The following is a 24,628-nucleotide window of genomic DNA, read 5'->3' as shown; positions in this document are numbered from 1 at the left end:
GATGACCTTCCGGGAGATCAACTCGAAGATGGTCGAGGCGGCGGTCGTGCCCGGCCGGCGTCTGTTCAGTCAGCGCGGCGCGATGCTCGCCTACCGGGGTGACGTGGAGTTCACGCCCAACATCCAGGGCGGCCAGGGCGGTCTGATGTCGATGATCGGGCGCCGGGTGGCGGGTGAGGCGACACCGCTGATGACCGTGGAGGGCAGCGGCACGGTGTACTTCGGGCACGGCGGCCACCATGTGCACCTGATCGAGATGACGGGTGACACGTTGTACGTGGAGGCGGACCGTCTGCTCGCCTTCGAGGGCACGCTCCAGCAGGGGACCATGTTCATGGGCTCGCAGGGCGGGGTCATGGGCATGGTGCGGGGCCAGGTGTCGGGTCAGGGCCTGTTCACCACGACCCTCCAGGGCCACGGCTCGGTGGCGGTCATGGCGCACGGCGGCGTCTTCGAGGTGCCGATCACCCCGCAGCGCCCCGTCCACGTCGACCCGCAGGCCTACGTCGCCCACCACGGCGACGTCCGCAACAAGCTCTCCACCGCGCTGGGCTGGCGCGAGATGGTGGGCCGCGGCTCCGGCGAGGGCTTCCAGCTGGAGCTGAGCGGCAACGGCACGGTGTACGTCCAGGCGTCGGAGGAGAAGCTGTGAGCGCGTACGGAACGCCCGGCGCCGGGCCGGTGGTCCACGACCCGAGCACCCTGCCGGCCGACGACAACGTGAACCCGTACACCTTCTGCGTGGAGCTCAAGGGGAGCCAGTGGTTCCTCCAGAAGGGGAAGATGATCGCCTACTACGGGGCGATCGAGTTCAACGGCATCGGGCACGGCGCGCTGGACCTGCTGACCCGTACGTCGTTCCATTCGCCTCTGCACGCGAGCGACTGGGTGGTGGCCCAGGGCTCGGGCCGGATGCTGCTCGCCGACCGGGCCTTCGATGTCAACTCCTTCGACCTGGACGACGGCAATCTGACCATTCGCTCCGGCAATCTGCTCGCATTCCAGCCAACTCTGGCGTTGAAGCAGTCGATCGTGCCCGGCTTCCTCACCCTCATCGGAACCGGGAAGTTCGTGGCCGCCTCCAACGGCCCCGTGGTGTTCATGGAGCCCCCGATCCGGGTCGACCCGCAGGCGCTGGTCGGCTGGGCCGACTGCCCGTCCCCGTGCCATCACTACGACCACGGGTACCTGACCGGCGTACTGGGCGGGCTGCGTTCGATGACGGGCCTCGGACCGGTCTCCGGGGAGGAGCACCAGTTCGAGTTCGTGGGCGCCGGGACGGTCCTGCTCCAGTCGAGCGAGAGCCTCATGGCGGAGCAGGCGGCGGGGGTGCTTCCGGACGAGCCCGGGGTACCCGGAGGGGGAAGGGTGTCCGGAACCCGCGGACAGCACGCCGGTCAGACGCGTCTTCCCGGACAGCTGGGAGATCTCCAGCGTCGCTTCGGCGTGTGAACGGTAGTCTGCGGAGTGTGACATCGAACGCATGCGCGGCGTCACACCACTCTCGCTAGTTCGTCTTTCAACTTCTTAGGTAGACTTCATTCATGGAGACCGAGACGGCCACGCCCTGGCTGACCGATGCGGAGCAGTGCGCCTGGCGCACCCACCTGGAGGTCAACAGGCTGTTGACGTACCAGCTCGAAAAGGACCTTCAGCCGTTCGGCCTGACGATGAACGACTACGAGATCCTGGTGAATCTCTCCGAGTCGGAGGACGTGCGGATGCGCATGAGCGACCTCGCGTCCGCCACCCTCCAGTCCAAGAGCCGCCTCTCGCACCAGATCACCCGCATGGAGAACGCGAACCTGGTGCGCCGTGAGAACTGCGAGTCCGACCGCCGGGGCCTGTACGCGGTCCTCACCGAGCACGGCCTGGAGACCATGCGGAAGGTCGCGCCGCACCACGTGGCGTCCGTGCGCAGGCACTTCATCGACCTGCTCGACCACGAGGCGCTGGGGGAGCTGGACAAGTCCCTGAAGCCGATCGCCGAGCATCTGCGGGCGCAGCGCGGTCGCCCCTGAGCCCGGCCGAGGCGTCCGGGACCCCGGGGTGACCCGAGGCCCCGGAGCCGCGACGGGCGGAACGCGCCTACCGGCGCCGCCACGGTGCCGCGACCAGCGCCGCCGCCACGGACACCCCTCCCGCCAGCAGGAAGCACACCCCGAGCGGCAGGGCACCGATCAGCAGTCCCGTCACCAGCGCTCCACCCGAACCACCGGCGTTCACCGCCGCGTTCACCCACGCTCCGGCCCGCGTCCGGGAATCCTCCGCCGCCGTCTCGTCGGCCAGCAGATACGCCGTGGTCAGCGCCGGAGCGATGAACGCACCCGCGCAGGCCATGGCCGCCGTCAGGGTCCACACACCGGGCGCGAGGCCCGCCACGGCGATCACGGGGCCAAGGCCCACCGCGAACCAGGTCAGGCGCACCCGGGCGGGTCTGCGCCAGTCGATCGCCCCGTTGACGAGGCCGCCCACCGCGCTCCCCGCCGAGAGGGCGCCCAGGACCCACGGCACCAGGGCCGTGTCGTACGACTTCTCGGCGGCGAACGCCATCACCAGCAGGTCCACTCCGCTGAGCGCCAGGCCGACGCCCAGGGCCACGGCGACCGGCGGCAGGAGGCCGCGGATCCCGGCGAGGCGGCCGCGGGACCGCTCCCGCCGCGGCGCGGGACGGGGGCCGGCCAGGACCGGGGAGGTGACGAAGGCCCAGGTGCCGGCGACGATCAGCAGCGCGCTGAGCAGGAGGCCGGACGCCGGGGGCGCGAAGCCCACGAGCACGCCGACGAGGGCCGGGCCGGAGACGAACAGCAACTCCTCGGCGACGCCGTCCAGGCTGTAGGCACGCAGCAGGAGGCCCCGGTCGGCGACGAGTTCGGACCACAGGGCGCGCATGGTGGGGCCCAGGGGCGGCGCACAGGCGCCCGCGAGGGCGGCGGTCGCGGCGACGGCCGCGGCCGGTGCGCCGGGCTCCCAGGTCAGGACCGCCAGGGCGCACAGCAGAGCGCCGTAGAGCGTGGCCATGGGGAGCAGGGCGCGACGTGGTCCGTACCGGTCGACGAGGGACGCTCGCAGGGGCAGCAGGAAGACCGACATGGCGCCGAACAGGGACATCACGACACCGGACACGGCGTACGACCCGGTGGCCCGGGTGACGGCCAGCATCACCGAGAGCGACACCATCCCGTAGGACAGGCGTGCGGTCAGGGCGGCGGTGAAGGTGCGGCGCGCGTGCGGGACGCGCAGGACGGCGGCGTACGAGGGGCGCGCGGGCAGGGCTGGGCGCGACGAAGTGGGCGCGGACATGAGTGGTTCCCCCAACGGAAGGCATGAAGACGGCACACCGAGGCGCCGCGTCCGCCGACAGTCGGTCGTCGGCCGGGACGCGGCGCCGGTGCGCGGTCTATGCCAAGAGGAGGAACATGTGGATCAAGTTAGCGGTACCCGCCGGGATTGACCACGGTGTTTCCGGACGAGGCGGGGATCAGCCCTCGGTCAGTCCCGCCACCAGTTCGTCCGCCGCCTGGTAGGGGTCCAGCTCACCGGCGACGATCCGCTCCGCGAGGGCGCTCAGACGGCGGTCGCCGTGCAGGTCGCCGATGCGTTCGCGCAGGGCCGTGACCGCGATGGTCTCCACCTCGTGGGCAGCGCGGGCCCGGCGGCGCTCCGCCAGCACGCCCCGCTCCTCCATCCAGGCCCGGTGCTTCTCCAGCGCCTCGACCACCTCGTCCACGCCCTCGGCGCGCGCGGCGACCGTCTTGACGATGGGCGGGCGCCAGTCGCCGGGGCCGCGGGCCTCGCCGAGGCCCAGCATGTGGTTCAGCTCGCGGGCGGTGGCGTCCGCCCCGTCCCGGTCGGCCTTGTTGACCACGTAGACGTCGCCGATCTCCAGGATGCCGGCCTTGGCCGCCTGGATCCCGTCGCCCATGCCCGGGGCCAGCAGGACGACGGACGTGTCGGCCTGGGAGGCGATCTCCACCTCCGACTGGCCGACGCCGACCGTCTCGACCAGGATCACGTCGCAGCCCGCCGCGTCCAGGACGCGGATCGCCTGCGGGGCGGCCCACGCGAGCCCGCCCAGATGGCCGCGGGTGGCCATGGAGCGGATGTAGACGCCCGGGTCGGAGGCGTGCTCCGACATCCGCACCCGGTCACCGAGCAGCGCGCCGCCGGAGAAGGGCGAGGACGGGTCGACGGCCAGGACGCCGACCCGCTTGCCCTGCTTGCGGTACGCGGTCACCAGCGCGGACGTGGACGTCGACTTGCCCACGCCCGGGGAGCCGGTCAGACCGACGACGTACGCGTTGCCGGTCAGCGGCGCGAGCGTGCGCATGACCTCCCGCAACTGCGGGGACGCCCCCTCCACCAAGGAGATCAGCCGGGCCACGGCTCGCGGCCGGCCTTCCCTGGCCTGGGCCACCAGAGAGGAGACGTCCTGCATCACAGCTCCGTTCACGTGATCCTCGTACGCGGTCCGCGTACGAGGGTTCGTACGAAAGGGTTCGCACGAAACGGTTCGCACGAAGGGGGTCGCGCGAAGGGTTCGGTCGAAAGGGGGTCGGTCGTGCCGTACCCGGCTCAGGCCTTCGGCACCCGGACGATCAGCGCGTCGCCCTGGCCGCCGCCACCGCACAGCGCGGCCGCGCCGACACCGCCGCCGCGCCGCTTCAGCTCCAGCGTCAGGTGCAGCACGAGACGGGCGCCGGACATCCCGATCGGGTGACCCAGGGCGATGGCGCCGCCGTTCACGTTCACCTTTTCCGTGGACACGCCGAGGTCCTTCATTGACTGCACGGCCACGGCGGCGAACGCCTCGTTGATCTCCACGAGGTCCAGGTCGGAGACCTCCAGGCCCTCCTTCTTCAGGGCGTGCAGGATGGCGTTGGAGGGCTGGGACTGAAGGGAGTTGTCCGGACCCGCGACATTGCCGTGGGCGCCGATCTCGGCGATCCACTCCAGGCCCAGCTCCTCGGCCTTGGCCCTGCTCATCACGACCACGGCCGCGGCGCCGTCGGAGATCTGCGAGGAGGAGCCGGCGGTGATCGTGCCGTCCTTGGCGAAGGCCGGACGCAGCTTGGCCAGGCCTTCGGCCGTGGTGTCGCCGCGGATGCCCTCGTCCTTGCTGAACAGGACCGGGTCGCCCTTGCGCTGCGGGATCTCCACCGGGGTGATCTCGGCCTCGAAGACGCCGTTCTTCTGCGCCGCGGCGGCCCGCTGGTGGGACAGGGCGGCGATCTCGTCCTGCGCCGCGCGCCCGATGCCCAGGCGGGTGTTGTGCGTCTCCGTGGAGGCGCCCATGGCGATGCCCTCGAAGGAGTCGGTCAGGCCGTCGTGAGCCATGGAGTCCAGCATCTCCACCGCGCCGTACTTGTAGCCCTCGCGGGACTTCGGCAGGAGGTGGGGGGCGTTGGTCATGGACTCCTGGCCGCCGGCCACGACCACGTCGAACTCACCCGCACGGATCAACTGGTCGGCGAGCGCGATGGCGTCCAGACCGGACAGGCACACCTTGTTGACGGTGAGCGCCGGGACGCTCATCGGGATACCGGCCTTGACCGCGGCCTGGCGGGCCGGGATCTGCCCCGCCCCGGCCTGGAGCACCTGGCCCATGATCACGTACTGCACCTGGTCGCCGCCGATTCCCGCACGGTCGAGGGCGGCTTTGATCGCGAAGCCGCCGAGGTCGGCTCCGGAGAAGGACTTCAGCGAGCCCAGCAGCCGCCCCATGGGCGTGCGCGCGCCCGCGACGATCACCGAGCCGGTCGTACCGGACGTTCCAGAAGACATGAGCTGCGATCCCCTTACCGGCCTGCTCAGCCAAGAAGTGAACGAGGGTTTACTTCGAATGTACTGAGGGCTGCTCCGCCCCGTCATCGGGCCGTCGGTGTGATCGCGCGCACGTTGCGTAACCACCCCGTTGGCGTTGCACTGATTCCATGCTGACGCGAATCGACCACATCGGGATCGCCTGCCACGACCTCGACGCCACCGTCGAGTTCTACCGGACCACGTACGGCTTCGAGGTGTTCCACACCGAGGTCAACGAGGAGCAGGGGGTACGCGAGGCCATGCTCAAGATCAACGAAACCTCCGACGGCGGAGCCTCCTACCTGCAACTGCTCGAACCGATCCGCGAGGACTCCACCGTCGCGAAGTGGCTCGCCAAGAACGGCGAGGGCGTGCACCACATCGCCTTCGGCACGGCGGACGTCGACGCGGAGGCCGCGGCCGTCCGCGACAAGGGCGTGCGCGTTCTGTACGACGAGCCGCGGCACGGCTCGATGGGGTCCCGGATCACCTTCCTGCACCCCAAGGATTGCCACGGAGTCCTGACAGAACTGGTCACTTCGGCGGCCGTTGAGTCGGTTGAGCACTGACTCCCGTACATAAGGGCCGGTAGGGTTGGGGGCGGTCGTCCCCGAACGGGGACGACCCGGTCCTGCCGTCAAGAGCGACAGGACCGCCGGGGTCCGTGTTTCGGGGGACGAGCGGCGGGGCAGCAGCCCGTGCTCCGCTGTTGATCTGACACCATTTCCCGGGGGCCCCGTTCGGCGGATGGACGGTGCTCGTTTGGACAGGCTTGCGACCAGGGGACGGATGGGACCGCGCAGTGCGGGGCTACGAACGCCAGGAGCGAGAGCCGGCGGCTGACGTCGACCACCTCTCTCGGTTCGAGGCCGAGATGGATCGGCTGAAGACCGAGCGGGAAAAGGCGATCCAGCACGCCGAGGACCTCGGCTACCAGGTCGAGGTGCTGCGCGCCAAGCTGCACGAGGCGCGCCGCACCATCATGACCCGGCCCGCCTACGACGGCGCCGACCTCGGCTACCAGGCCGAGCAGTTGCTGCGCAACGCGCAAGTGCAGGCCGACCAGATCCGCGCCGACGCCGAGCGCGAGTTGAGCCAGGCACGGGCGCAGACGCAGCGCATCCTCCAGGAGCACGCCGAGCAGGCCGCGCGCCTCCAGGCGGAGCTGCACGCCGAGGCGGTCAACCGGCGCCAGCAGCTCGACCAGGAGCTCGCCGAGCGACGGCAGACCGTCGAGTCGCACGTCAACGAGAACGTGGCGTGGGCGGAGCAGCTGCGCGCCCGCACCGAGCAGCAGGCCCGGCGTCTGCTGGACGAGTCGCGTGCCGAGGCCGAGCAGGCCATGTCCGCCGCCCGTGCGGAGGCCGAGCGGCTGGCCGCCGAGGCCCGGCAGCGGCTGCAGAGCGACGCCGAGGCGGCCCGCGCGGAGGCCGAGCAGCTCCTGCGCCGCGCCCGCACCGACGCCGAGCGGCTGCTGAACGCCGCCTCCACCCAGGCCCAGGAGGCCACCGACCACGCCGAGCAGCTGCGCTCCGCCACCGCCAGTGAGTCGGACGCCGCACGCCGCCGGTCCACCGAGCTGGGCCGGGCCGCCGAGCAGCGCATGACGGAGGCCGAGGACGCGCTGCGCAAGGCGCAGACCGAGGCCGAGAAGCTGGTCACCGAGGCCGAGGAGGCCGCGGCCAAGACGCTCGCGGGCGCCGAGTCGGCCAACGAGCAGCGCACGCGCACCGCCAAGGAGCAGGTCGCCCGGCTGGTCCAGGAGGCCACCAAGGAGGCCGAGGCCACCAGGTCCGAGGCCGAGCAGCTGGTCGCGGACGCCCGCGCCGAGGCGGAGAAGATCGTCGCGGAGGCCGCCGAGAAGGCCCGGACGATCACCGCCGAGGAGAGCGCGACCCAGCTGTCCAAGGCGGCGAAGACCGCCGAGGACGTGCTGAACAAGGCGTCGGACGAAGCCCAGCAGACCACGAAGTCGGCGGCCGAGGAGGCCGAGCGGATCCGCACGGAGGCCGAGGCCGAGGCGGACCGGCTGCGCGCCGAGGCGCACGACCTCGCCGAGCAGCTCAAGGGCGCCGCCAAGGACGACACCGAGGAGTACCGCGCCAAGACGGTCGAGCTCCAGGAGGAGGCCCGCCGGCTGCGCGGCGAGGCCGAGCAGCTGCGCGCCGACGCGGTCGCCGAGGGCGAGAGGATCCGCGCCGAGGCCCGCCGCGAGGCCGTGCTCCAGATCGAGGAGGCGGCCAAGTCCGCCGAGGAGCTGCTGGCCAAGGCGAAGGCCGACGCCGACGAGTTGCGCGGCACCGCGCAGACCGACAGCGAGAAGGTCCGCACCGAGGCCATCGAGCGGGCCACCACGCTGCGCCGGCAGGCCGAGGAGACCCTGGAGCGCACCCGCCAGGAGGCCGAGCGGCACCGTGCCGAGGCCGCCGAGCAGGCGGAGTCGGTCACGGCGGACGCCGAGAAGGCCGCGCGCGAGCTGCGCGAGGAGACCGAGCAGGCGATCGCCGCCCGGAAGGCGGAGGCCACCGAGGAGCTCACCCGGCTGCACACCGAGGCCGAGGAGCGGCTGGCGGACGCCGAGAAGGCGCTGGGCGAGGCCCGCGAGGAGGCCACGCGCATCCGCCGCGAGGCGGCGGAGGAGGCCGAGCGACTGCGCGCCGAGGCCGCCGAGCGCATCCGGACGCTGCAGCAGCAGGCGGAGACGGAGGCCGAGCGGCTGCGCACGGAGGCCGCCGCCGACGCGTCCGCCTCCCGCGCCGAGGGCGAGGCCGTCGCCGTACGGCTGCGCTCGGAGGCCGCGGTGGAGGCCGAGCGGCTCAAGGCGGAGGCGCAGGACACCGCGGACCGGGTCCGCGCGGAGGCGCAGGCCGCCGCGGAGCGGCTGGGCACCGAGGCGTCCGAGACGCTGGCCGCCGCCCAGGAGGAGGCCGCCCGGCGCCGCCGCGAGGCCGAGGAACTGCTCGGTGACGCGCGCGGCGAGGCCGAACAGGAGCGCGAGCGGGCCCGCGAGCAGAGCGAGGAGCTGCTGGCCTCCGCGCGCAAGCGGGTGGAGGAGGCGCAGGCCGAGGCCACCCGTCTGGTGGAGGAGGCCGACCGGCGCGCCACCGAGATGGTGTCGGCCGCCGAGCAGCACGCGCAGCAGGTGCGGGAGTCCGTCGCCGGGCTGCACGAGCAGGCGCAGGAGGAGATCGCCGGGCTGCGTTCGGCCGCCGAGCACGCGGCGGAGCGGACCCGCCGGGAGGCCGAGGAGGAGGCGGACCGGGTCCGCACCGACGCCTACGCCGAGCGGGAGCGGGCGAGCGAGGACGCGGGCCGGCTGCGCGGCGAGGCGCGGGAGGAGGCCGAGGCCGCCAAGGTGCTCGCCGAGCGGACCGTGTCCGAGGCGATCACGGAGGCGGAGCGGATCCGCGCGGACGTCTCCGAGCACGCCCAGCGGGTGCGCACCGAGGCCTCCGACACCGTCGCGCAGGCCGAGCAGAACGCCTCGCGCACCCGCGCGGAGGCCCGCGAGGACGCCAACCGCATCCGGTCGGAGGCGGCCACCCAGGCGGACACGCTCATCTCCGAGGCGCGCTCGGAGGCGGAGCGGCTCCAGACGGAGACGGTCGAGGAGGCCGACCGGGTCCGCGCCGAGTCCGTCGCCACGGCGGAGCAGCTGATCTCGGACGCCACCGGGGACGCGGAGCGGCTGCGGGCCGATGCCGCCGAGACGGTCGGCGCCGCGCAGGCGCACGCCGAGCGGGTCCGTGGCGAGTCCGAGCGGGTCGAGTCGACGGCGCGGGCGGAGGCCGAGCGGCTGGTGGGCGAGGCCCGCCAGGAGGCCGAGCGGACCCTGGACGAGGCCCGCCGGGACGCCAACAAGCGGCGCTCGGAGGCCGCCGAGCAGGTCGACACGCTCATCACCGAGACCACCGCCGAGGCCGACAAGCTGCTCACCGAGGCGCAGACGAGCGCGGTCAAGACGAAGGCGGACGCCGAGTCCCAGGCCGACTCGATGGTGGGCGCGGCCCGCAAGGAGGCCGAGCGGATCCTGTCCGAGGCGAAGGTCGAGGGCAACAGCACGGTGGAGAAGGCCCGTACGGACGCGGACGAGTTGCTCGTCGGCGCCCGCCGGGACGCCACCCAGATCCGGGAGCGCGCGGAGGAGCTGCGCGAGCGGCTCACGACGGAGATCGAGGAGCTGCACGAGCGGGCCCGCCGCGAGGCGGCCGAGACGATGAAGTCGGCGGGCGACCGCTGCGACGCCCTCGTCAAGGCGGCCGAGGAGCAGCTGACCAAGGCGCAGACCAAGGCGAAGGAGATCGTCTCGGAGGCCAACTCCGAGGCGGGCAAGGTCCGGATCGCCGCGGTGAAGAAGGCCGAGGGGCTGCTGAAGGAGGCCGAGCAGAAGAAGGCGAAGCTCGTCAAGGAGGCCGAGGAGCTCAAGGCCGAGGCGGTCAGCGAGGCCCGGCGCACGGTCGAGGAGGGCAAGCGCGAGCTGGAGATCCTGGTGCGCCGGCGCGAGGACATCAACGCCGAGATCTCCCGGGTCCAGGACGTGCTGGAGGCACTGGAGTCGTTCGAGGCGCCGTCCGGGAAGGACGGCGCGGTGAAGGCCGGCGCGACGGTGGGGGCACCCCGGTCGGGTGGCAAGTCGTCAGACGGCTAGCCTGTAGGCGGATTCCGGTCTTCTGCGTGCTTTGACCTGTTCTTTGGCAAGCCCTGGAACGGTCAGCCACTCAAAAGAGGTGTCATTCTCCAGATCAAACACGTATCCGCTCGATGACACACCGCTTCCGCCCCTAGGATTCCACCTATCACCTCACCGGTCTCATTCGACAGGAACCCCATGAGCGACACTTCCCCCTACGGCTTCGAGCATGTGCGGCGTGGGTACGACCGCGCTCAGGTGGATGAATACATCGCCAGGCTCGCCTCCGACCGTGACAGTGCTCACACCCGTATCACCGCCCTGGAGAAGCGCATCGAGGAGCTCCACCTCGAGACGCAGAACGCCCAGGCCCAGGTCGGCGACGCCGAGCCGTCGTACGCGGGCCTCGGCGCGCGGGTCGAGAAGATCCTCCGCCTCGCCGAGGAGGAGGCCAAGGACCTGCGTGACGAGGCCCGGCGCGCGTCCGAACAGCATCGCGAACTGGCCGAGTCGGCGGCCCAGCAGGTGCGCAACGACGCCGAGTCCTTCGCCGTGGACCGCAAGGCCAAGGCCGAGGACGAGGGCGTCCGGATCGTCGAGAAGGCCAAGGGCGAGGCCTCCCAGCTGCGCGCCGAGGCGCAGAAGGACGCGCAGTCCAAGCGGGAGGAGGCGGACGCCCTCTTCGAGGAGACCCGCGCCAAGGCCGCACAGGCCGCCGCGGACTTCGAGACGAACCTCGCCAAGCGGCGCGAGCAGTCCGAGCGGGACCTGGCCTCCCGTCAGGCCAAGGCCGAGAAGCGGCTGGCGGAGATCGAGCACCGCGCCGAGCAGCTGCGTCTGGAGGCGGAGAAGCTGCGCACCGACGCCGACCGCCGCGCCCGCCAGACGGTGGAGACCGCCCAGCGCCAGGCCGAGGACATCGTGGCCGACGCCAACGCCAAGGCGGACCGCATCCGTTCGGAGTCCGAGCGCGAGCTCGCGGCGCTCACCAACCGCCGCGACTCCATCAACGCTCAGCTGACGAACGTGCGCGAGATGCTGGCGACCCTCACCGGTGCCGCGGTGGCCGCCGCGGGCGCGCCGGCGACCGAGGACGAGCCGATCTCCCGCGGCGTTCCGGCGCAGCAGTCCCGCTGATCCGAGTTCACCGGGCCTGACAGCGGCCGAAGTACATCGCTGACCGCGAAGCTCTCCGCCCCAGGGGTGGCGGAGAGCTTCGCGGCGTTCTAGCGTGTCCCACATGATCGAACTGGAGGGGTTGACCAAGCGGTACGGAGAGAAGCTGGCGGTCGACGGCCTCACCTTCACCGTCCGGCCGGGCACCGTCACCGGGTTCCTCGGGCCCAACGGCGCCGGGAAGTCCACGACGATGCGGATGATCCTCGGCCTCGACCGTCCGACCTCCGGGTACGTCCGCATCGACGGGCGGCACTACCACGAGCTCAAGGACCCGCTGACGTACATCGGCGCGCTCCTTGACGCCAAGGCCATGCACGGCGGGCGCAGCGCCTACAACCATCTGCTCTGCCTCGCCCAGAGCAACGGCATCCCCACCCACCGGGTGAACGAGGTCCTGGACACCGTCGGACTGACCCCGGTGGCGCGGAAGAAGGCGAAGGGCTTCTCGCTCGGCATGAGCCAGCGGCTCGGCATCGCCGGCGCGCTGCTCGGCGACCCGCGGATCCTGATGTTCGACGAGCCGGTCAACGGCCTCGACCCCGAGGGCATCCACTGGATCCGCGGTCTGATGAAGTCCCTCGCCGCCCAGGGCCGTACGGTGTTCGTCTCCTCGCACCTGATGAGCGAGATGGCGCTGACCGCGGACCACCTCGTCGTCATCGGCCAGGGCCGGCTGCTCGCCGATACCTCCATGGCCGACTTCATCGAGCGGAACTCCCGTTCCCACGTCCGGGTCCGCACCCCGCAGCGCGAACGCCTGCTCGACGTGCTGCACGAGGCCGGGATCACGGCCGTACCGGGCGAGGGCGGACTGCTTCAGGTCGAGGGCGGCAAGGCGGAGCGCATCGGGGAGCTGGCCGCACAGCACCAGGTCGTGCTGCACGAGCTGAGCAGCCAGCAGTCGTCGCTGGAGGAGGCGTTCATGCGGCTGACGGCCGGTGCGGTGGAGTACCACGCGCACGCCGGAGGGGCCGTGCCGGAAGGGGCGCCCACCCCGCCGCGGGGCGCCGACAGTGAGAAGGAGGGCTGAGCGATGGCGGCGACTCAGGTCATCAGGTCCGAGTGGACCAAGATCCGGTCGGTGGCGTCCACGGTGTGGACGCTGTCCCTGACGGCGGTCGTCACGATCGCCCTCGGCATGCTGCTCTCGGCCCTGTCGAAGCACGAGTTCGGGAACATGCACCCGCAGGACCGGGCCTCCTTCGACCCCACCTACGTCAGCTTCGCCGGCATGGGCCTCGGCCAGCTCGCGATGATCGTGTTCGCGGTGCTGGTGGTGTCCAACGAGTACAGCACCGGCATGATCCGCACCTCGCTGGCCGCCGTCCCGCAGCGCGGTGCCTTCCTGGCGAGCAAGGTGGCGGTGGCGGCCGGGCTGGCCCTCGTGGTGGGCATGGTCACCAGCTTCGCCTCGTTCTTCCTCGGGCAGGCGATGCTCGGATCGCTCGGCACCTCCCTCGGCGAGCCGGGTGTGCTGCGCGCGGTCGTCGGCGGCGGCCTCTACATGACCCTCATCGCCATGTTCTCCATGGGCGTCACCGTGATGCTGCGCTCGCCGATGCTGTCCCTTGGCATCCTGATGCCGTTCTTCTTCCTGATCTCCAACATCCTCGGCAACGTCTCGGCGACGAAGAAGGTCGGCCGGTTCCTGCCCGACCAGGCCGGCAGCCGCATCATGCAGGTGGTTCCCCGGGTCGCCGACGACACCCCCTACGGCCCCTGGGGCGGCCTCGGGATCATGCTGCTGTGGGTGATCGCGGCGCTCGCCGGAGGGTACGTACTACTGCGGAACCGGGACGCCTGAGCGCGAAGGCTTTTACTTTCCTTTGGGCGGAACCGTCAGCGCCCGGATATCCTCCTAACCCTTACGGGGGGCGTCTGCCCCGCTGACCTGGAACCGTTCGATGGGTGCGGAGCATGATCGAGGCAGTCGGCCTGACCAAGCGCTATGGCGACAAGACCGCCGTGCACAACCTCTCTTTCCAGGTGCGGCCCGGTGCCGTCACCGGCTTCCTCGGTCCGAACGGCTCGGGCAAGTCGACGACGATGCGGATGATCCTGGGACTCGACAACCCCACCTCGGGGATGGTGACGATCGGCGGCCATCCGTACCGCACGCTGCCGAACGCGCCCCGCCAGGTCGGTGCCCTGCTGGACGCGAAGGCGGTGCACGGCGGCCGGTCCGCGCGCAACCATCTGTTGTCCCTGGCCCAGCTGTCCGGCATCCCGGCCCGCCGCGTCGACGAGGTGCTCGGGGTCGTCGGCCTCCAGGGGGTGGCGAAGAAGCGTTCCAAGGGCTTCTCCCTCGGCATGGGCCAGCGGCTGGGCATCGCCGCCGCGCTGCTGGGCGACCCGCAGGTGCTGCTGTTCGACGAGCCGGTGAACGGTCTCGACCCCGAGGGCATCCTCTGGGTGCGCAATCTGATGAAGTCGCTCGCGGCGGAGGGGCGGACCGTGTTCGTCTCCAGTCACCTGATGAGCGAGATGGCGCTGACCGCCGACCACCTGATCGTCATCGGGCGCGGGCAGCTGCTCGCCGACATGAGCGTGACGGACTTCATCTCCGCGAACTCCGCGGACTTCGCGCGGGTCCGCACGCCCGACACCGAGCCGCAGCAGCGGGAGAAGCTGACGTCCGCGCTGACCGAGGCGGGCGGGCACGTGCTGCCGGAGCAGGACGGCGCGCTGCGCGTGACCGGGCTGCCGCTGGCCCGCATCAGCGACCTCGCGCACGAGGCGGACGTACGCCTGTGGGAGCTGTCGCCGCACCAGGCCTCGCTGGAGGAGGCGTACATGCGGATGACCCAGGGGGTCGTCGACTACCGCTCCACGCACGACCAGAAGGCCGGGCTGATGCAGCCCCTGCCGCCCGGCGCCCAGCCGCCCGTGCCGGTTCCCGGTCAGGGCCAGCCGGGCTGGTACGCACCGCCACCGCCCCAGCCCGGCGGACAGCCGTACGCGGGCCCGCAGGGCGCCCCCGGCGGGCAGCCGAACCCGTACGCCGCTCCGGGCGCGGGCGCCCCGAACCCGTACGCGCAGAGCGCGCCGCAGGCCCCGCAGGTGCCCGCCCAGCCCGCCGCCGCGCCGCACCCGGGGGCCGCGCCCGCGCAGCCGTCCGCACCGGCGCCCGCGCCCTCCCCCGCCGCCGACTCCACCAAGCCCGAGGACGCCCGATGAGCACGCCGCAGACCCCTGTGCCGCAGGCCGCGCCGCCCGCCTGGGAGGCGGCGGCCGGTTCCCCCCGGCCCGGCTACACCTCGCCGATCCCGGTGGTCCGAACGCACCTCGGGCACGCCCTCGCCTCCGAGTGGACGAAGATCAAGTCGGTCCGCTCCACGATGTGGACGCTCGGGGTGTTCATCCTGCTCGTGGTGGGGATCGGGCTGCTGACCGGCCTGATCATCGCCAACTCCACAGGGGAGATACACGGCGACGAGAACATGCTGGCGCTGGGCTTCTTCGGACTGCTGCTCGGCAGCATCTGCATCATCACGCTCGGCGTGCTGACCACGGCCTCGGAGTACGGCACCGGCATGATCCGGACCACGATGACGGCGTGCCCGAGCCGTGGGCGGGTGCTCACCGCGAAAGCGGTGGTGTTCTTCCTGGTCGCGTTCGTGGTGACCCTGGTCTCCACCGGCGTGGTCGGCCTCGTCCAGACGGCCATGCTCGACGGCTCCGGCGCCCGGCAGCCCACCGGAGCGGAGTGGTTCAAGGCCACCGTGGGCGTCAGCCTCTACATGGCCCTGCTCGGGCTGTTCTCGCTCGTCGTGGGCTCGCTGCTGCGGCACTCCGCGGGCGCCATCACGATCATGATCGGTGTCGTGCTCGCCCCGCTGGTGATCGCGCTGTTCATGTTCACGCGCTCGCTGGAGAAGGTGCGCCAGTTCCTGTTCGAGTACTCGATCCCGAACCAGCTGAGCGTCTTCTACTCCAACTCCCTCACCGACTCGGGCCCGACCGGCTGGGACCCGCTGTGGATCCTGCTGGTCGCGACGGCCGCCGCGTTCGCCGGCGCCTGGATCCTGCTGCGGAGCCGGGACGTCTGAGTCGCCGGTGTGCCGCCAAGACCCTAGAACCGCGGCGCGTTTCGGGACCGCTGCACCCGCGTGGTGCGGCGGTCCTTGGCGTTCCAGCACTCCTTGTGCCAGTGCCGGCGGTCGTCCACCCCCGCGTGCTGGGGCCAGGCGACCACGTGCGGGACGCCGGAGCGGATCAGCTGGTCGCAGCCGGGGCAGCGGTACGTCTTGCCCCCGGCGGCCGCGCCCGCGACATGGCGCACGCTGAAGTCCTCGCCCTGCCAGCTCTCGGTGGACTGCCAGCCTCCGTAGCGGCCCGGGGTGTCGTCCTCGGTCCGGCCGGACGAGGCGGCGCCTCTCGCATCCTTGGGTCGGTTGCGGCGGGGGGACACGGGACACCTCACGAAGCGGTACGGGAACAGGGGCTCTTCCAGCCTACGCGCCGCCGACACGGGCGGGTGGGGAGAACCGGACACCACAAGTCCCCTGCCCGGACCAGCCATTCCGCAGACAATCCGCAAATCTCTTCGCCAGGCCGTGTCCTCGGCACGTGTCCCCCGGTTATGCCCGGTGGGGGAGCTCCGCGTCGGAGCCGAGGAAGCAGGAAAGAGCAATGCGCGTAGGAAGTTTCGTGCTGGCGGCCCAGTTCCCCGGGCAGGGCCAAGGCGAGGCGCTGCACCGGGCGGTCCGCTCCGCGGAGGTCGCCGAGGAGGCCGGTCTTGACGCGGTCTGGCTGGGCGAGCACCACTTCGTCCCGTACGGGACGTGCCCGTCGGCGATCACCCTGGCCGCGCTGCTGCTGGGCCGCACCCGCCGACTGCGGGTGGGTACGGCGGTCAGCGTGCTGCCCACGGCCCACCCGGTCGCGCTCGGCGAACAGGCGGCACTGCTGCATGTGACGAGCGGCGGGCGGTTCTCGCTCGGTGTCGGGCGCGGCGGCCCGTGGGTGGACCTGGAAGTGTTCGGCAAGGGGCTGGAGGCGTACGAGAAGGGGTTCCCGGAGTCGCTGGACCTGCTGGTGCGCTGGCTGCGCGAGCCGTCGGTGTCGGCCTCGGGAGAGCGGTTCACCTTCCGCGAGGTCCCCGTCGTGCCGCGTCCCTCGGAGGCACTGACCCAGGTCCCGGGTCCCGAGGTCGTCGTCGCCTGCACCTCCGTGGCGAGTGTGCGGCTGGCCGCCGAGCGCGGGCTGCCGATGCTGCTGGGGATGCACATCGGGGACGAGGAGAAGGCCGGGATGGTCGCCCTGTGGCAGCGGTGCGCGCGGGCGGCGGGCCGGCCGGAAGAGGAGATCCGGGGCGCCGGCCATGTCTCGGCGGGCGTCTGCCAGATCGCGGACCGGCGCACGGACGCGGCCGAGACCCTGCTGAAGGCGATGCCGGGCTGGCTGAAACAGGGTCTGGACGCCCATGTCACCGTGGACGGCCGGATGCGCGCGATGCGCGATCCGCTGGAGTACACCGAACTGCTCTGCGGGTTGCACCCGGTGGGCACCCCGCGGCTGTGCGCCGACCGGCTCGCGGCGACCTCCGAGCGGACCGGTGTCTCCCGTTTCGCCCTGCTCACGGAGGGCTCGGGCGATCTGGCGGCGACGGAGGAGAACCTGCGACGGCTCGGCGCCGAGGTACTGCCCCACCTCCGTTGACCCAGGGCGCGTCATGGGAAGCTTGCCGCCCCCTGTACTCCAAGCACCTCCCGCGGAAGGAGCGGCAAGCAGGCGACTCACGGCGTCAGCAGTCCCGAAGTTCCGGGGACTGGTTGAGGAGCTGGCCGCGCACCGAGGTGAAACGGGCCAGCGTCTCGTCGACCGAGGCGTCCAGCGGGAACACCGCGACCCGATGGCAGTTCTGGAAGGCGAGCCGCACACCGAAGTGCCGCTGAAGCGCTCCGCGTATGGCGTCACTCGCCAGCGCACGCAGCAGCTGACCGCGTGCCTGCTCGTCCGGCGGGGGCGTCTGGTTGTCGGCGAACTGGCCGCCGTCCACCTTCAGCTGGGCCACCAGGGAGCTGATCATCTCCCACGCGTAGGGCAGGGAGGTCCGGACGCAGTCGACGAATTCAGCTTCGTCGACCTCGCCTCGCTCGGCCGCTTCGAGTAGGGCCGGTGAGACGTCGAGCGACATGGGTTCTCCTCTCGCACCCCCGAACGACAGGGGTTGCCGGACAGGTCATGGGGGCGCGCGACTCCCAATACGGTGAGTACACGGGTCGCGACCTCCCGTTCACTACGGTAGGCACAAGAGCGGACGCCCACTAGGCAAATGCATATACAGACCGGGCTAGTTGGGCACACAATCGGCCACAAGTGAACACGGGTGATCCAGGGAAAAATGGGGCGTCCGGCGGGGAGTCCCGGTGGACGCCCGGCGGGAGGTCCCCGGGCGAATCGCGCGCACCGCCCTCCGTCCAGTAGCGTTGCCGACCATGCGTCTCGTCATTGCCCGGTGCTCCGTCGACTACGCCGGCCGGCTCACCGCCCATCTGCCGTCAGCGCCCCGTCTGATCCTGGTCAAGGCCGACGGCAGCGTCTCGATCCACGCGGACGACCGCGCCTACAAGCCGCTGAACTGGATGTCTCCGCCGTGCACCCTGAAGGAGGGCACCGGTGACGAGGAGGGCGTCTGGACCGTCGTCAACAAGGCGGGCGAGAAGCTCATCATCACGATGGAGGAGGTCCTGCACGACTCCTCGCACGAACTCGGCGTGGATCCCGGGCTGATCAAGGACGGCGTGGAAGCCCACCTCCAGGAGCTGCTCGCCGACCGCATCGAGACGCTCGGCGAGGGGTACACGCTGATCCGCCGCGAGTACATGACGGCCATCGGCCCGGTCGACATCCTGTGCCGGGACGCCGAGGGACGCACGGTCGCGGTCGAGATCAAGAGGCGCGGTGAGATCGACGGCGTGGAACAGCTCACCCGCTATCTCGAGCTGCTGAACCGCGACCCCCACCTCGCCCCGGTCCGCGGCGTCTTCGCGGCCCAGGAGATCAAGCCGCAGGCCCGGGTCCTCGCCACCGACCGCGGCATCGGCTGCCAGGTGCTGGACTACGACGCCCTGCGCGGCATCGAGGACGACAAGCTGCGGCTGTTCTGAGGACGGCCGCGGGGCACTCGTACGACGCCGGGGGGCCGGGTCCGTCTCCACGGACCCGGCCCCCGGTTCTTCGTGCGTCAGGGCGTGTCAGGCGACCGTCGCCGGGTCGGACGGCGCCGGAGCCGTGCCGCTCTCGGAGGCGTCGGCCGACGGGGCGGCCGAGAGGCCGGACGCCGGCGCCGAGGTGCCGCCGCTCGGCTCCCCGGACGAGCCGGAGTCGGTGCCGCCGGTGGGGCCGGTGGAGGTCCCGCCCGAGGGGTCACCACCGGGGTCTCCCGTGCTCCCACCCGTGGGGTCGCCGGAGCCGCCGGAGGAGGAGCCGCCGCCGCTCGTGGGTTCGCCTCCGGTGCCCCCGCCGGACGGGCCTCCGCCGCTTCCGCCCTGCGTGCCGCCGCCCGTGGAGTTCCCGGAGCCCCCGGAACTCCCGGAGTTCCCGCCGGTCGACCCACCGGTCTTTCCGCCGGTGCCGCCGCCCGAGGAGTCGGCGGACCCCGACGGCTTCGGGGGCTTGGACGAGGAGTCCGAGGACGTGCCGTCGCCCGACGGCACGTGGCTCTCCGACGGCTCGGCGCCGCCCGGCACCGGGTCATCGGACGCGCCGGGGGTGCCGTCGTGGCCCGGATCCTTCGGCGTGCCGGTCACCGTGTCGGTGCCGCCTGCCCCGCCACCGTCCTGCTGCGGTGTGTCGGCGCTCAGGCCGCCGTCGTCTACGCCCTGGCCTGCGGACGGGTTGACGTTGTCGGAGGGGGTGTCGGCGCCGTTCTGGGAGGTGGCGCCGAGCGTCACCACGGTGCCGAGGACGGCCGCGAGCAGCGCGCCGGCGCCGGCCGCCACGAGGTTGCGCCGGGCCAGGCCCTTGAGGCCGACGCGGTGCCTGGCCGGGGTGGACGGCGGACCCGGGACCGGCTTCTGGTGGGTGACCAGTGTGGAGGTGTCCCCGTCGAACGACGGGAACGCCGCGACGGGTACGGCCACCCCGCCCGGCGGGGCCGCCGACTCCTCGGTGCGTGCCTCCGGCACCTCCTCGCCCGCCGTCGCGGCGAGGCCCGGTGCCGTACCGGAGAGGTCGGCGACCAGGGCGAGGGCGCGGCGCCCGGCGACCGTGCCGCGCTTGTCGGCGAGCGCGCCGCGCAGCCCGATGGAGGCCTCCAGCTCGGCACGGGCCCGGTCCAGCCGGCCGTCGCAGAGCGCGTCGATGCCCAACTCGTGGTGGAAGTAAGCCTGTTCGGCGACCTCTCCGGCGAGCCGGGAGGCCTCGGTGCCGTACCGCAGCGCCCGTGCCCAGGCGTTCCAGTCGAGGCCCGCGGCGAACGCGGGGGCCGCGGCGCGGGCGAGCCGTACGGCCGTGCTCTCCTCGCCCCCGGCCGACGGCGTGGTGAGCGGCACCAGCACGGCCAGCGCGGCGAGCACGGCGTCCGCCTCGGCGCACACCCGCTCCGGGGTGACCGAGGGGTGGCCGGTCCACCAGGCGTAGTGGCGGGCCGCGGTGAGCGCCTGTTCCTCGGCGTCCTCGCCGTATCCGGCGGCCTCCAGCTGGGTCAGCACACCGGCGGCGAGCCGGTGGCGGGAGCCGGCCGGGGAGATCAGGCCGCAGCTCGCGAGCTCGCCGAGCGCGGCGTCGGCGTGGGTGTCGCCGACCAGCGCGGGCAGGTGCGACTGGTGGGGCACCTCGCCGCCGAGCGCGACGGCGAACCGCAGTGCGGCGCGCGCGGAGGTGCTCAGCCGGGAGGCGAGCAGGGGCGCGGGCGCGGCGGCCTCGCCGAGCGAGGGCAGGGGCACGTCGTCGCCGTCGTCCCCGTCCAGGACGGATTCCACGGGCGGCGCGTCCTGGAAGACGCCGAACTCCTCGACGGCGCTGGTGCCGGCCCGCAGGTGGTCGTGCTGGCTCAGCAGGGCGCCGGCCTGCACGAAGCGCAGCGGCAGGCCCTCGGACTCGAACCAGAGGTCCCCGGCCCAGTTGGCCTCCTCCTCGGTGAGCACACGGCCGACGGCGCGCTCGATGAGTTCGACTCCGCCGGCCCGGTCCAGGCCGCTGAGGAGGACCTCCTCGATCTCCGACTCGGCGGACGGCGCGGGCACGTCCGGGGCCGCGCCGATCAGGAAGGCGCATTCGGGGGTGGCGTCGATCAGCTCGTCGAGCGTGCCGCCGCCGAACTCGATGTCGTCCACCACGACGACCGCGCCGACCTCCCGGACGTGCTCGAGGAGTTCGTCCCGGTCGGGTCGGTACCGCGGCGCGCTGTACACGGCCCGGAAGAGGTCGTACAGCAGGTCGCTCGCGGTGCGGCGGTAACCGCTGAGGCGGACGACGCCGTCGGGGGCGAGGTCCGCGCAGTCGTCGGCGACGAGGTCGAGGAGGCTGGTGCGGCCGGAGCCGCCCGGTCCCGTCAGGCGTACGGAGCGGCCGCGGGCGAGCAGCCGCACCAGCTGCTCGCGCACGTCCTGGCGCTCCAGCAGCGGCTGCGCGTCCGGGGCGGGACCGGGCAGGACGGGCGGCCTGGCCCCGCGGTCGTGCTCGGCGCGTTCGGCCGGTGTGTACTTGCGCGGCCGGTCGGGGTGCTCCCCGGGCGGGCAGACCTCGATCTCGCTGCCGTCCACGGGGTTGACGGTGAGCAGGAAGTCGCCCGAGACGAGCTGCACCGTGCGGGCCGGTGCGGGCGCGTGCTGGACGAAGTCGGATGCGAGGGAATCCCTGGGTGGGCGCCGGCTCGGCACGTGGCCGTCGCCGCCGTGGCCCATGTCCTCGGGTTCCCGGGTGTTCGGGTCCATAAGGTTCCAAGCCCCCCAAAAGCGTCGTGTGCCGACCGCGGCCGGCCCCTCCCGGCCTTGCCGCACACCGCGCTGTCGCTTCTGGTCCGGGCCCGCTCGAGGGTTGCTGAGCTGCGGGCGACCGAACCCTAAACCTTCGGCCAGTATCCACGACAGGCCGGGGTACCGCCCGGCCCGAGACGTCACGGTCTCATGAGGATTGCGCGCCACGTACGGTTCGCCGACGTGCGCCCGGGTCTCCCCCGTCGCCCGGTTTCACCCCTGTTCGGGCCGGGCCCATGCGGACCGGTCTAGACGCGGGGCAGGGAGTCGACGCCGATGCCGCCCTCGATGGCGAGGATGCGGTGCAGCCGGGTGGCCACCAGCAGGCGCTGCATCTGCGGCGGCACGTCGCGCAGCACCAGCCGCCTGCCGCAGCGGCCGGCCCGGCGGTGGACACCCATGATCACGCCGAGGCCCGTGGCGTCCCAGGAGTCGAGCTCGGACAGGTTGAGCACCAGGTCGCCGACGCCGTCGTCGACCGCCGAGTGCAGGACCGTACGGGCGTCCGCCGCGCTGCGGACGTCGAGGCGGCCCCCGACGACCAGCTCGGCGTGGTCGCCCCTGATGTGCATATGCGCTCCCCGTGAATGCTGTGGCGTACTCCGTGGCGGTGGCTGTGCAACCTCTGACTGCTTCCGCGGCGGTCTGGTTGCTGCTTGTAAGCGAACCGATACCGAATTCACCCAGGAGGGTGACCCCAGTGGCCCCTGTGCGGTCTCAGTGCTTGTAGAAGCCCTGCCCGCTCTTGCGCCCGATGTCACCGGCGTCAACCATCCGGCGCATCAGCTCCGGCGGCGCGAACTTCTCGTCCTGGGTCTCGGTGTAGATGTTGTCGGCGGCGTGCAGCAGGATGTCGACGCCGGTCAGGTCTGCGGTCGCGAGCGGGCCCATGGCGTGACCGAAGCCGAGCTTGCAGGCGAGGTCGATGTCCTCGGCGGTGGCCACGCCCGACTCGTAGAGCTTCGTCGCCTCGACGACGAGCGCCGAGATGAGCCGGGTGGTCACGAAGCCGGCCACGTCCCGGTTGACCACGATGCAGGTCTTGCCCACGGACTCGGCGAACTCCCGTGCCCGGGCGAGGGTTTCGTCGCTGGTCTTGTAGCCGCGGACCAGCTCGACGAGCTGCATCATCGGCACCGGCGAGAAGAAGTGCACGCCGACGACCCGCTCCGGGCGCTCCGTGACGGCCGCGATCTTGGTGATCGGAAGGGCGGAGGTGTTGGAGGCGAGCACGGTGTCCTCGCGGACGAGCTTGTCCAGGGTGCGGAAGATCTCGTGCTTGACCTCGATCTTCTCGAAGACGGCCTCGACCACGACGTCCGCGTCGGCGGCCGCGTCCAGGTCGGTGGTCGTGGTGATGCGGGCGAGGGCGGCGTCGGCGTCCTTCGCCTCCAGCCTGCCCTTCGCGACGAACTTGTCGTACGAGGCCTTGATGCCGTCCGTGCCACGCCTGAGTGCCTCGTCGGTGACGTCCCGCAGGACGACGTCCCAGCCCGCCTGCGCGGAGACCTGGGCGATGCCCGACCCCATGAGGCCGGCCCCGATGACGGCGAGCTTCCGTGCCACTGACGACTCCCCTTCGAAACGACTGCGCGACGCCTGCGTGAGCGCCGGCGTTCACCCGCTGCTTACGCATGGCTCCTGTGCGGACACTAGCGCTCACCCGGGTCCTTGAGACCCTTAAGTAATGCGTGTCACTGTCTCAGGGCGTGAGACGCCGGTCACGTCCGGGGCAGCTAAGCCGGCCACGAAATCCTCCCCGCTCGGGCCGGGTTGGCGCCACCGCACCAACGCCGCGTCGCGGCCGTCGCGGGAACGTCTAGATTGGCCTCATGGTCAACCTGACGCGTATCTACACCCGCACCGGCGACAAGGGCACCACCGCCCTCGGCGACATGAGCAGGGTCGCCAAGACCGACCTGCGGATCTCGGCCTATGCCGACGCCAACGAGGCGAACGCGGCGATCGGCACGGCGGTCGCGCTGGGCGGTCTCGGCGAGGACGTCGTCAAGGTCCTCACCCGGGTGCAGAACGACCTGTTCGACGTGGGTGCGGACCTGTGCACGCCGATGGTGGAGAACCCGGAGTTCCCACCGCTGCGGGTCGAGCAGTTCTACGTCGACCGGCTGGAGGCGGACTGCGACCTCTTCAACGCCGAGCTCGACAAGCTCCGCTCCTTCATCCTCCCCGGCGGGACGCCGGGCGCTGCCCTGCTCCACCAGGCGTGCACGGTGGTCCGCCGGGCGGAGCGCTCGACCTGGGCCGCCCTGGAGGTGCACGGCGAGACGATGAACCCGCTCACCGCGACCTACCTCAACCGGCTGTCGGACCTGTTGTTCATCCTGGCCCGCACGGCCAACAAGGCCTCCGGGGACGTGCTGTGGGTACCGGGCGGCGAACGCTGAGCGGCCACCTGCCGCACGGGTGCCCCGCGCCCGCTCACCGTCCGGCCGGCGCCTTCTTGGGAAAGAGCAGATAGGTCAGGGCGACCAGGCCGTGGATCCCGGCGATGCGCAGCGTCGTCCACTGCCAGGACCTGAGCGGGTCCGCGGCGGACGGGGTGTCCACGTACCGGACGGCCGCCTGGAGCAGGGCGAGGGCGACGGTCGAGGCGAGCAGGGTCCGCAGCCACAGGCGGCCCTCGTGGCGGGCGCGCGCCAGGCCGTGGCGGGGCGGCTTCGGCGGGCGCGGGGCGCCGGCCAGGCGGTGGGCGGCGTGGCCGTCGAGCCAGCGGATCGTGGAGTGCCCGTAGCCGACGGTGAAGCCGAGGTACAGGGCGGCCAGGCCGTGCTCCCAGCCGGGCTTCGCGCCGTTCCTCAGGTCGAAGGCCGTGACCGCGAACAGGACCAGTTCCAGCAGCGGCTCGCACAGCAGCAGGGCCAGGCCGGTACGGCGCCACCGCAGGAGGTAGCGGGCGGTCAGGCCCAGCGCCAGCAGTACCCAGAAGCCGACCTCGCAGGCGACGATCAGTCCGACGATCACGGTTGCTCCTCTCGCTTCCCTCCTCCAGGGTTCCGGGGGATCGCCTCCGGTACGTCGTCGGCGGTGACGAACCGCGTGTGCATCCTTCGATGTACGCGCGGACCCTCCC

The 24,628-nt window shown here is 72.1% G+C and carries 22 protein-coding genes; 13 read left to right on the top strand and 9 right to left on the bottom strand.

What is annotated here, in order from left to right; genetic code table 11:
• Position 1 precedes the first annotated feature (1 nt).
• The 3 genes from ACIHCX_RS14060 (at position 2) to ACIHCX_RS14050 (ending at position 2,021) form a co-directional block, all read left to right on the top strand.
• Positions 2-652, top strand: coding sequence for an AIM24 family protein (locus ACIHCX_RS14060; protein WP_400029179.1), 651 nt, complete (start codon positions 2-4; stop codon positions 650-652).
• The gene (locus ACIHCX_RS14055) at positions 649-1,452 is read left to right on the top strand and encodes an AIM24 family protein (protein WP_400029178.1); all 804 of its coding nucleotides are present in this window, start codon (positions 649-651) and stop codon (positions 1,450-1,452) included. Before ACIHCX_RS14060 ends, ACIHCX_RS14055 begins: the two co-directional genes overlap by 4 nt.
• Positions 1,453-1,544: 92 nt before the next feature.
• Positions 1,545-2,021, top strand: a complete 477-nt coding sequence (locus ACIHCX_RS14050) for a MarR family winged helix-turn-helix transcriptional regulator (protein ID WP_400029177.1) — start codon at positions 1,545-1,547, stop codon at positions 2,019-2,021.
• Between the two features lie 67 nt (positions 2,022-2,088).
• Here ACIHCX_RS14050 and ACIHCX_RS14045 read toward each other — a convergent pair whose 3' ends face one another.
• The 3 genes from ACIHCX_RS14045 to ACIHCX_RS14035 form a co-directional block, all read right to left on the bottom strand.
• On the bottom strand, positions 2,089-3,303 hold the full coding sequence (locus tag ACIHCX_RS14045; protein ID WP_400029176.1) for an MFS transporter: 1,215 nt from the start codon (positions 3,301-3,303) through the stop codon (positions 2,089-2,091).
• A 178-nt stretch (positions 3,304-3,481) separates the two neighbouring features.
• Positions 3,482-4,438 carry a methylmalonyl Co-A mutase-associated GTPase MeaB gene (meaB, locus tag ACIHCX_RS14040; RefSeq protein WP_400029240.1) on the bottom strand — a complete coding sequence of 319 codons (957 nt, stop codon included), beginning with the start codon at positions 4,436-4,438 and terminating at the stop codon, positions 3,482-3,484.
• A gap of 137 nt (positions 4,439-4,575) precedes the next feature.
• Entirely contained in the window at positions 4,576-5,784 is a 1,209-nt protein-coding gene (locus ACIHCX_RS14035; RefSeq protein WP_400029175.1) for an acetyl-CoA C-acetyltransferase, read from the bottom strand.
• 149 nt (positions 5,785-5,933) lie between these two features.
• Between ACIHCX_RS14035 and mce the strand changes: the two genes are divergently transcribed.
• From mce to ACIHCX_RS14000, 7 genes are all read left to right on the top strand, one after another.
• Positions 5,934-6,374 carry a methylmalonyl-CoA epimerase gene (mce, locus tag ACIHCX_RS14030; RefSeq protein WP_400029174.1) on the top strand — a complete coding sequence of 147 codons (441 nt, stop codon included), beginning with the start codon at positions 5,934-5,936 and terminating at the stop codon, positions 6,372-6,374.
• Positions 6,375-6,607: 233 nt separating this feature from the next.
• Positions 6,608-10,453 (top strand): polarized growth protein Scy, encoded by a 3,846-nt coding sequence (scy, locus tag ACIHCX_RS14025; RefSeq protein ID WP_400029173.1) that lies wholly within the window; start codon positions 6,608-6,610, stop codon positions 10,451-10,453.
• A 180-nt stretch (positions 10,454-10,633) separates the two neighbouring features.
• Positions 10,634-11,572, top strand: a complete 939-nt coding sequence (locus ACIHCX_RS14020) for a cellulose-binding protein (RefSeq protein ID WP_400029172.1) — start codon at positions 10,634-10,636, stop codon at positions 11,570-11,572.
• Between the two features lie 103 nt (positions 11,573-11,675).
• Positions 11,676-12,644, top strand: a complete 969-nt coding sequence (locus ACIHCX_RS14015) for an ABC transporter ATP-binding protein (protein WP_400029171.1) — start codon at positions 11,676-11,678, stop codon at positions 12,642-12,644.
• A gap of 3 nt (positions 12,645-12,647) precedes the next feature.
• On the top strand, positions 12,648-13,418 hold the full coding sequence (locus ACIHCX_RS14010; protein WP_400029170.1) for an ABC transporter permease: 771 nt from the start codon (positions 12,648-12,650) through the stop codon (positions 13,416-13,418).
• A gap of 113 nt (positions 13,419-13,531) precedes the next feature.
• Positions 13,532-14,791: an ATP-binding cassette domain-containing protein gene (locus tag ACIHCX_RS14005; protein WP_400029169.1), complete on the top strand. Its 1,260-nt coding sequence runs from the start codon at positions 13,532-13,534 to the stop codon at positions 14,789-14,791.
• On the top strand, positions 14,788-15,663 hold the full coding sequence (locus tag ACIHCX_RS14000) for an ABC transporter permease (protein WP_400029168.1): 876 nt from the start codon (positions 14,788-14,790) through the stop codon (positions 15,661-15,663). The genes ACIHCX_RS14005 and ACIHCX_RS14000 overlap by 4 nt, the downstream gene beginning before the upstream one ends.
• 23 nt (positions 15,664-15,686) lie before the next feature.
• On the opposite strand, the gene ACIHCX_RS13995 is transcribed toward ACIHCX_RS14000, so the two are convergent.
• The gene (locus tag ACIHCX_RS13995) at positions 15,687-16,025 is read right to left on the bottom strand and encodes an ATP/GTP-binding protein (protein ID WP_400029167.1); all 339 of its coding nucleotides are present in this window, start codon (positions 16,023-16,025) and stop codon (positions 15,687-15,689) included.
• A gap of 221 nt (positions 16,026-16,246) precedes the next feature.
• Between ACIHCX_RS13995 and ACIHCX_RS13990 the strand changes: the two genes are divergently transcribed.
• Positions 16,247-17,275 (top strand): LLM class flavin-dependent oxidoreductase, encoded by a 1,029-nt coding sequence (locus ACIHCX_RS13990; RefSeq protein ID WP_400029166.1) that lies wholly within the window; start codon positions 16,247-16,249, stop codon positions 17,273-17,275.
• A gap of 85 nt (positions 17,276-17,360) precedes the next feature.
• On the opposite strand, the gene ACIHCX_RS13985 is transcribed toward ACIHCX_RS13990, so the two are convergent.
• Positions 17,361-17,753: an SCO5389 family protein gene (locus ACIHCX_RS13985; protein ID WP_400029165.1), complete on the bottom strand. Its 393-nt coding sequence runs from the start codon at positions 17,751-17,753 to the stop codon at positions 17,361-17,363.
• Positions 17,754-18,054: 301 nt separating this feature from the next.
• Between ACIHCX_RS13985 and nucS the strand changes: the two genes are divergently transcribed.
• Entirely contained in the window at positions 18,055-18,726 is a 672-nt protein-coding gene (gene nucS / locus ACIHCX_RS13980; protein ID WP_362355280.1) for an endonuclease NucS, read from the top strand.
• An 87-nt stretch (positions 18,727-18,813) separates the two neighbouring features.
• On the opposite strand, the gene ACIHCX_RS13975 is transcribed toward nucS, so the two are convergent.
• The 3 genes from ACIHCX_RS13975 to ACIHCX_RS13965 form a co-directional block, all read right to left on the bottom strand.
• A complete protein-coding gene (locus tag ACIHCX_RS13975) occupies positions 18,814-21,495 on the bottom strand; it encodes an ATP-binding protein (protein ID WP_400029164.1) in 2,682 nt (893 codons plus the stop codon).
• Positions 21,496-21,785: 290 nt separating this feature from the next.
• Entirely contained in the window at positions 21,786-22,109 is a 324-nt protein-coding gene (locus ACIHCX_RS13970; protein WP_400029163.1) for an STAS domain-containing protein, read from the bottom strand.
• A gap of 145 nt (positions 22,110-22,254) precedes the next feature.
• Entirely contained in the window at positions 22,255-23,103 is an 849-nt protein-coding gene (locus ACIHCX_RS13965; RefSeq protein ID WP_400029162.1) for a 3-hydroxyacyl-CoA dehydrogenase family protein, read from the bottom strand.
• Positions 23,104-23,369: 266 nt separating this feature from the next.
• Between ACIHCX_RS13965 and ACIHCX_RS13960 the strand changes: the two genes are divergently transcribed.
• Complete coding sequence (locus ACIHCX_RS13960) at positions 23,370-23,942, top strand: cob(I)yrinic acid a,c-diamide adenosyltransferase (protein WP_400029161.1); 573 nt, start codon at positions 23,370-23,372, stop codon at positions 23,940-23,942.
• A 34-nt stretch (positions 23,943-23,976) separates the two neighbouring features.
• Here the strand turns inward: ACIHCX_RS13960 and ACIHCX_RS13955 are convergent, their stop codons facing one another.
• Positions 23,977-24,519: a hypothetical protein gene (locus ACIHCX_RS13955; RefSeq protein WP_400029160.1), complete on the bottom strand. Its 543-nt coding sequence runs from the start codon at positions 24,517-24,519 to the stop codon at positions 23,977-23,979.
• Positions 24,520-24,628: the final 109 nt, after the last annotated feature.

This window comes from Streptomyces sp. NPDC052043 (assembly GCF_044548235.1).
Lineage (GTDB): Bacteria > Actinomycetota > Actinomycetes > Streptomycetales > Streptomycetaceae > Streptomyces.
This window is presented reverse-complemented; position numbering and strand designations above follow the sequence as displayed.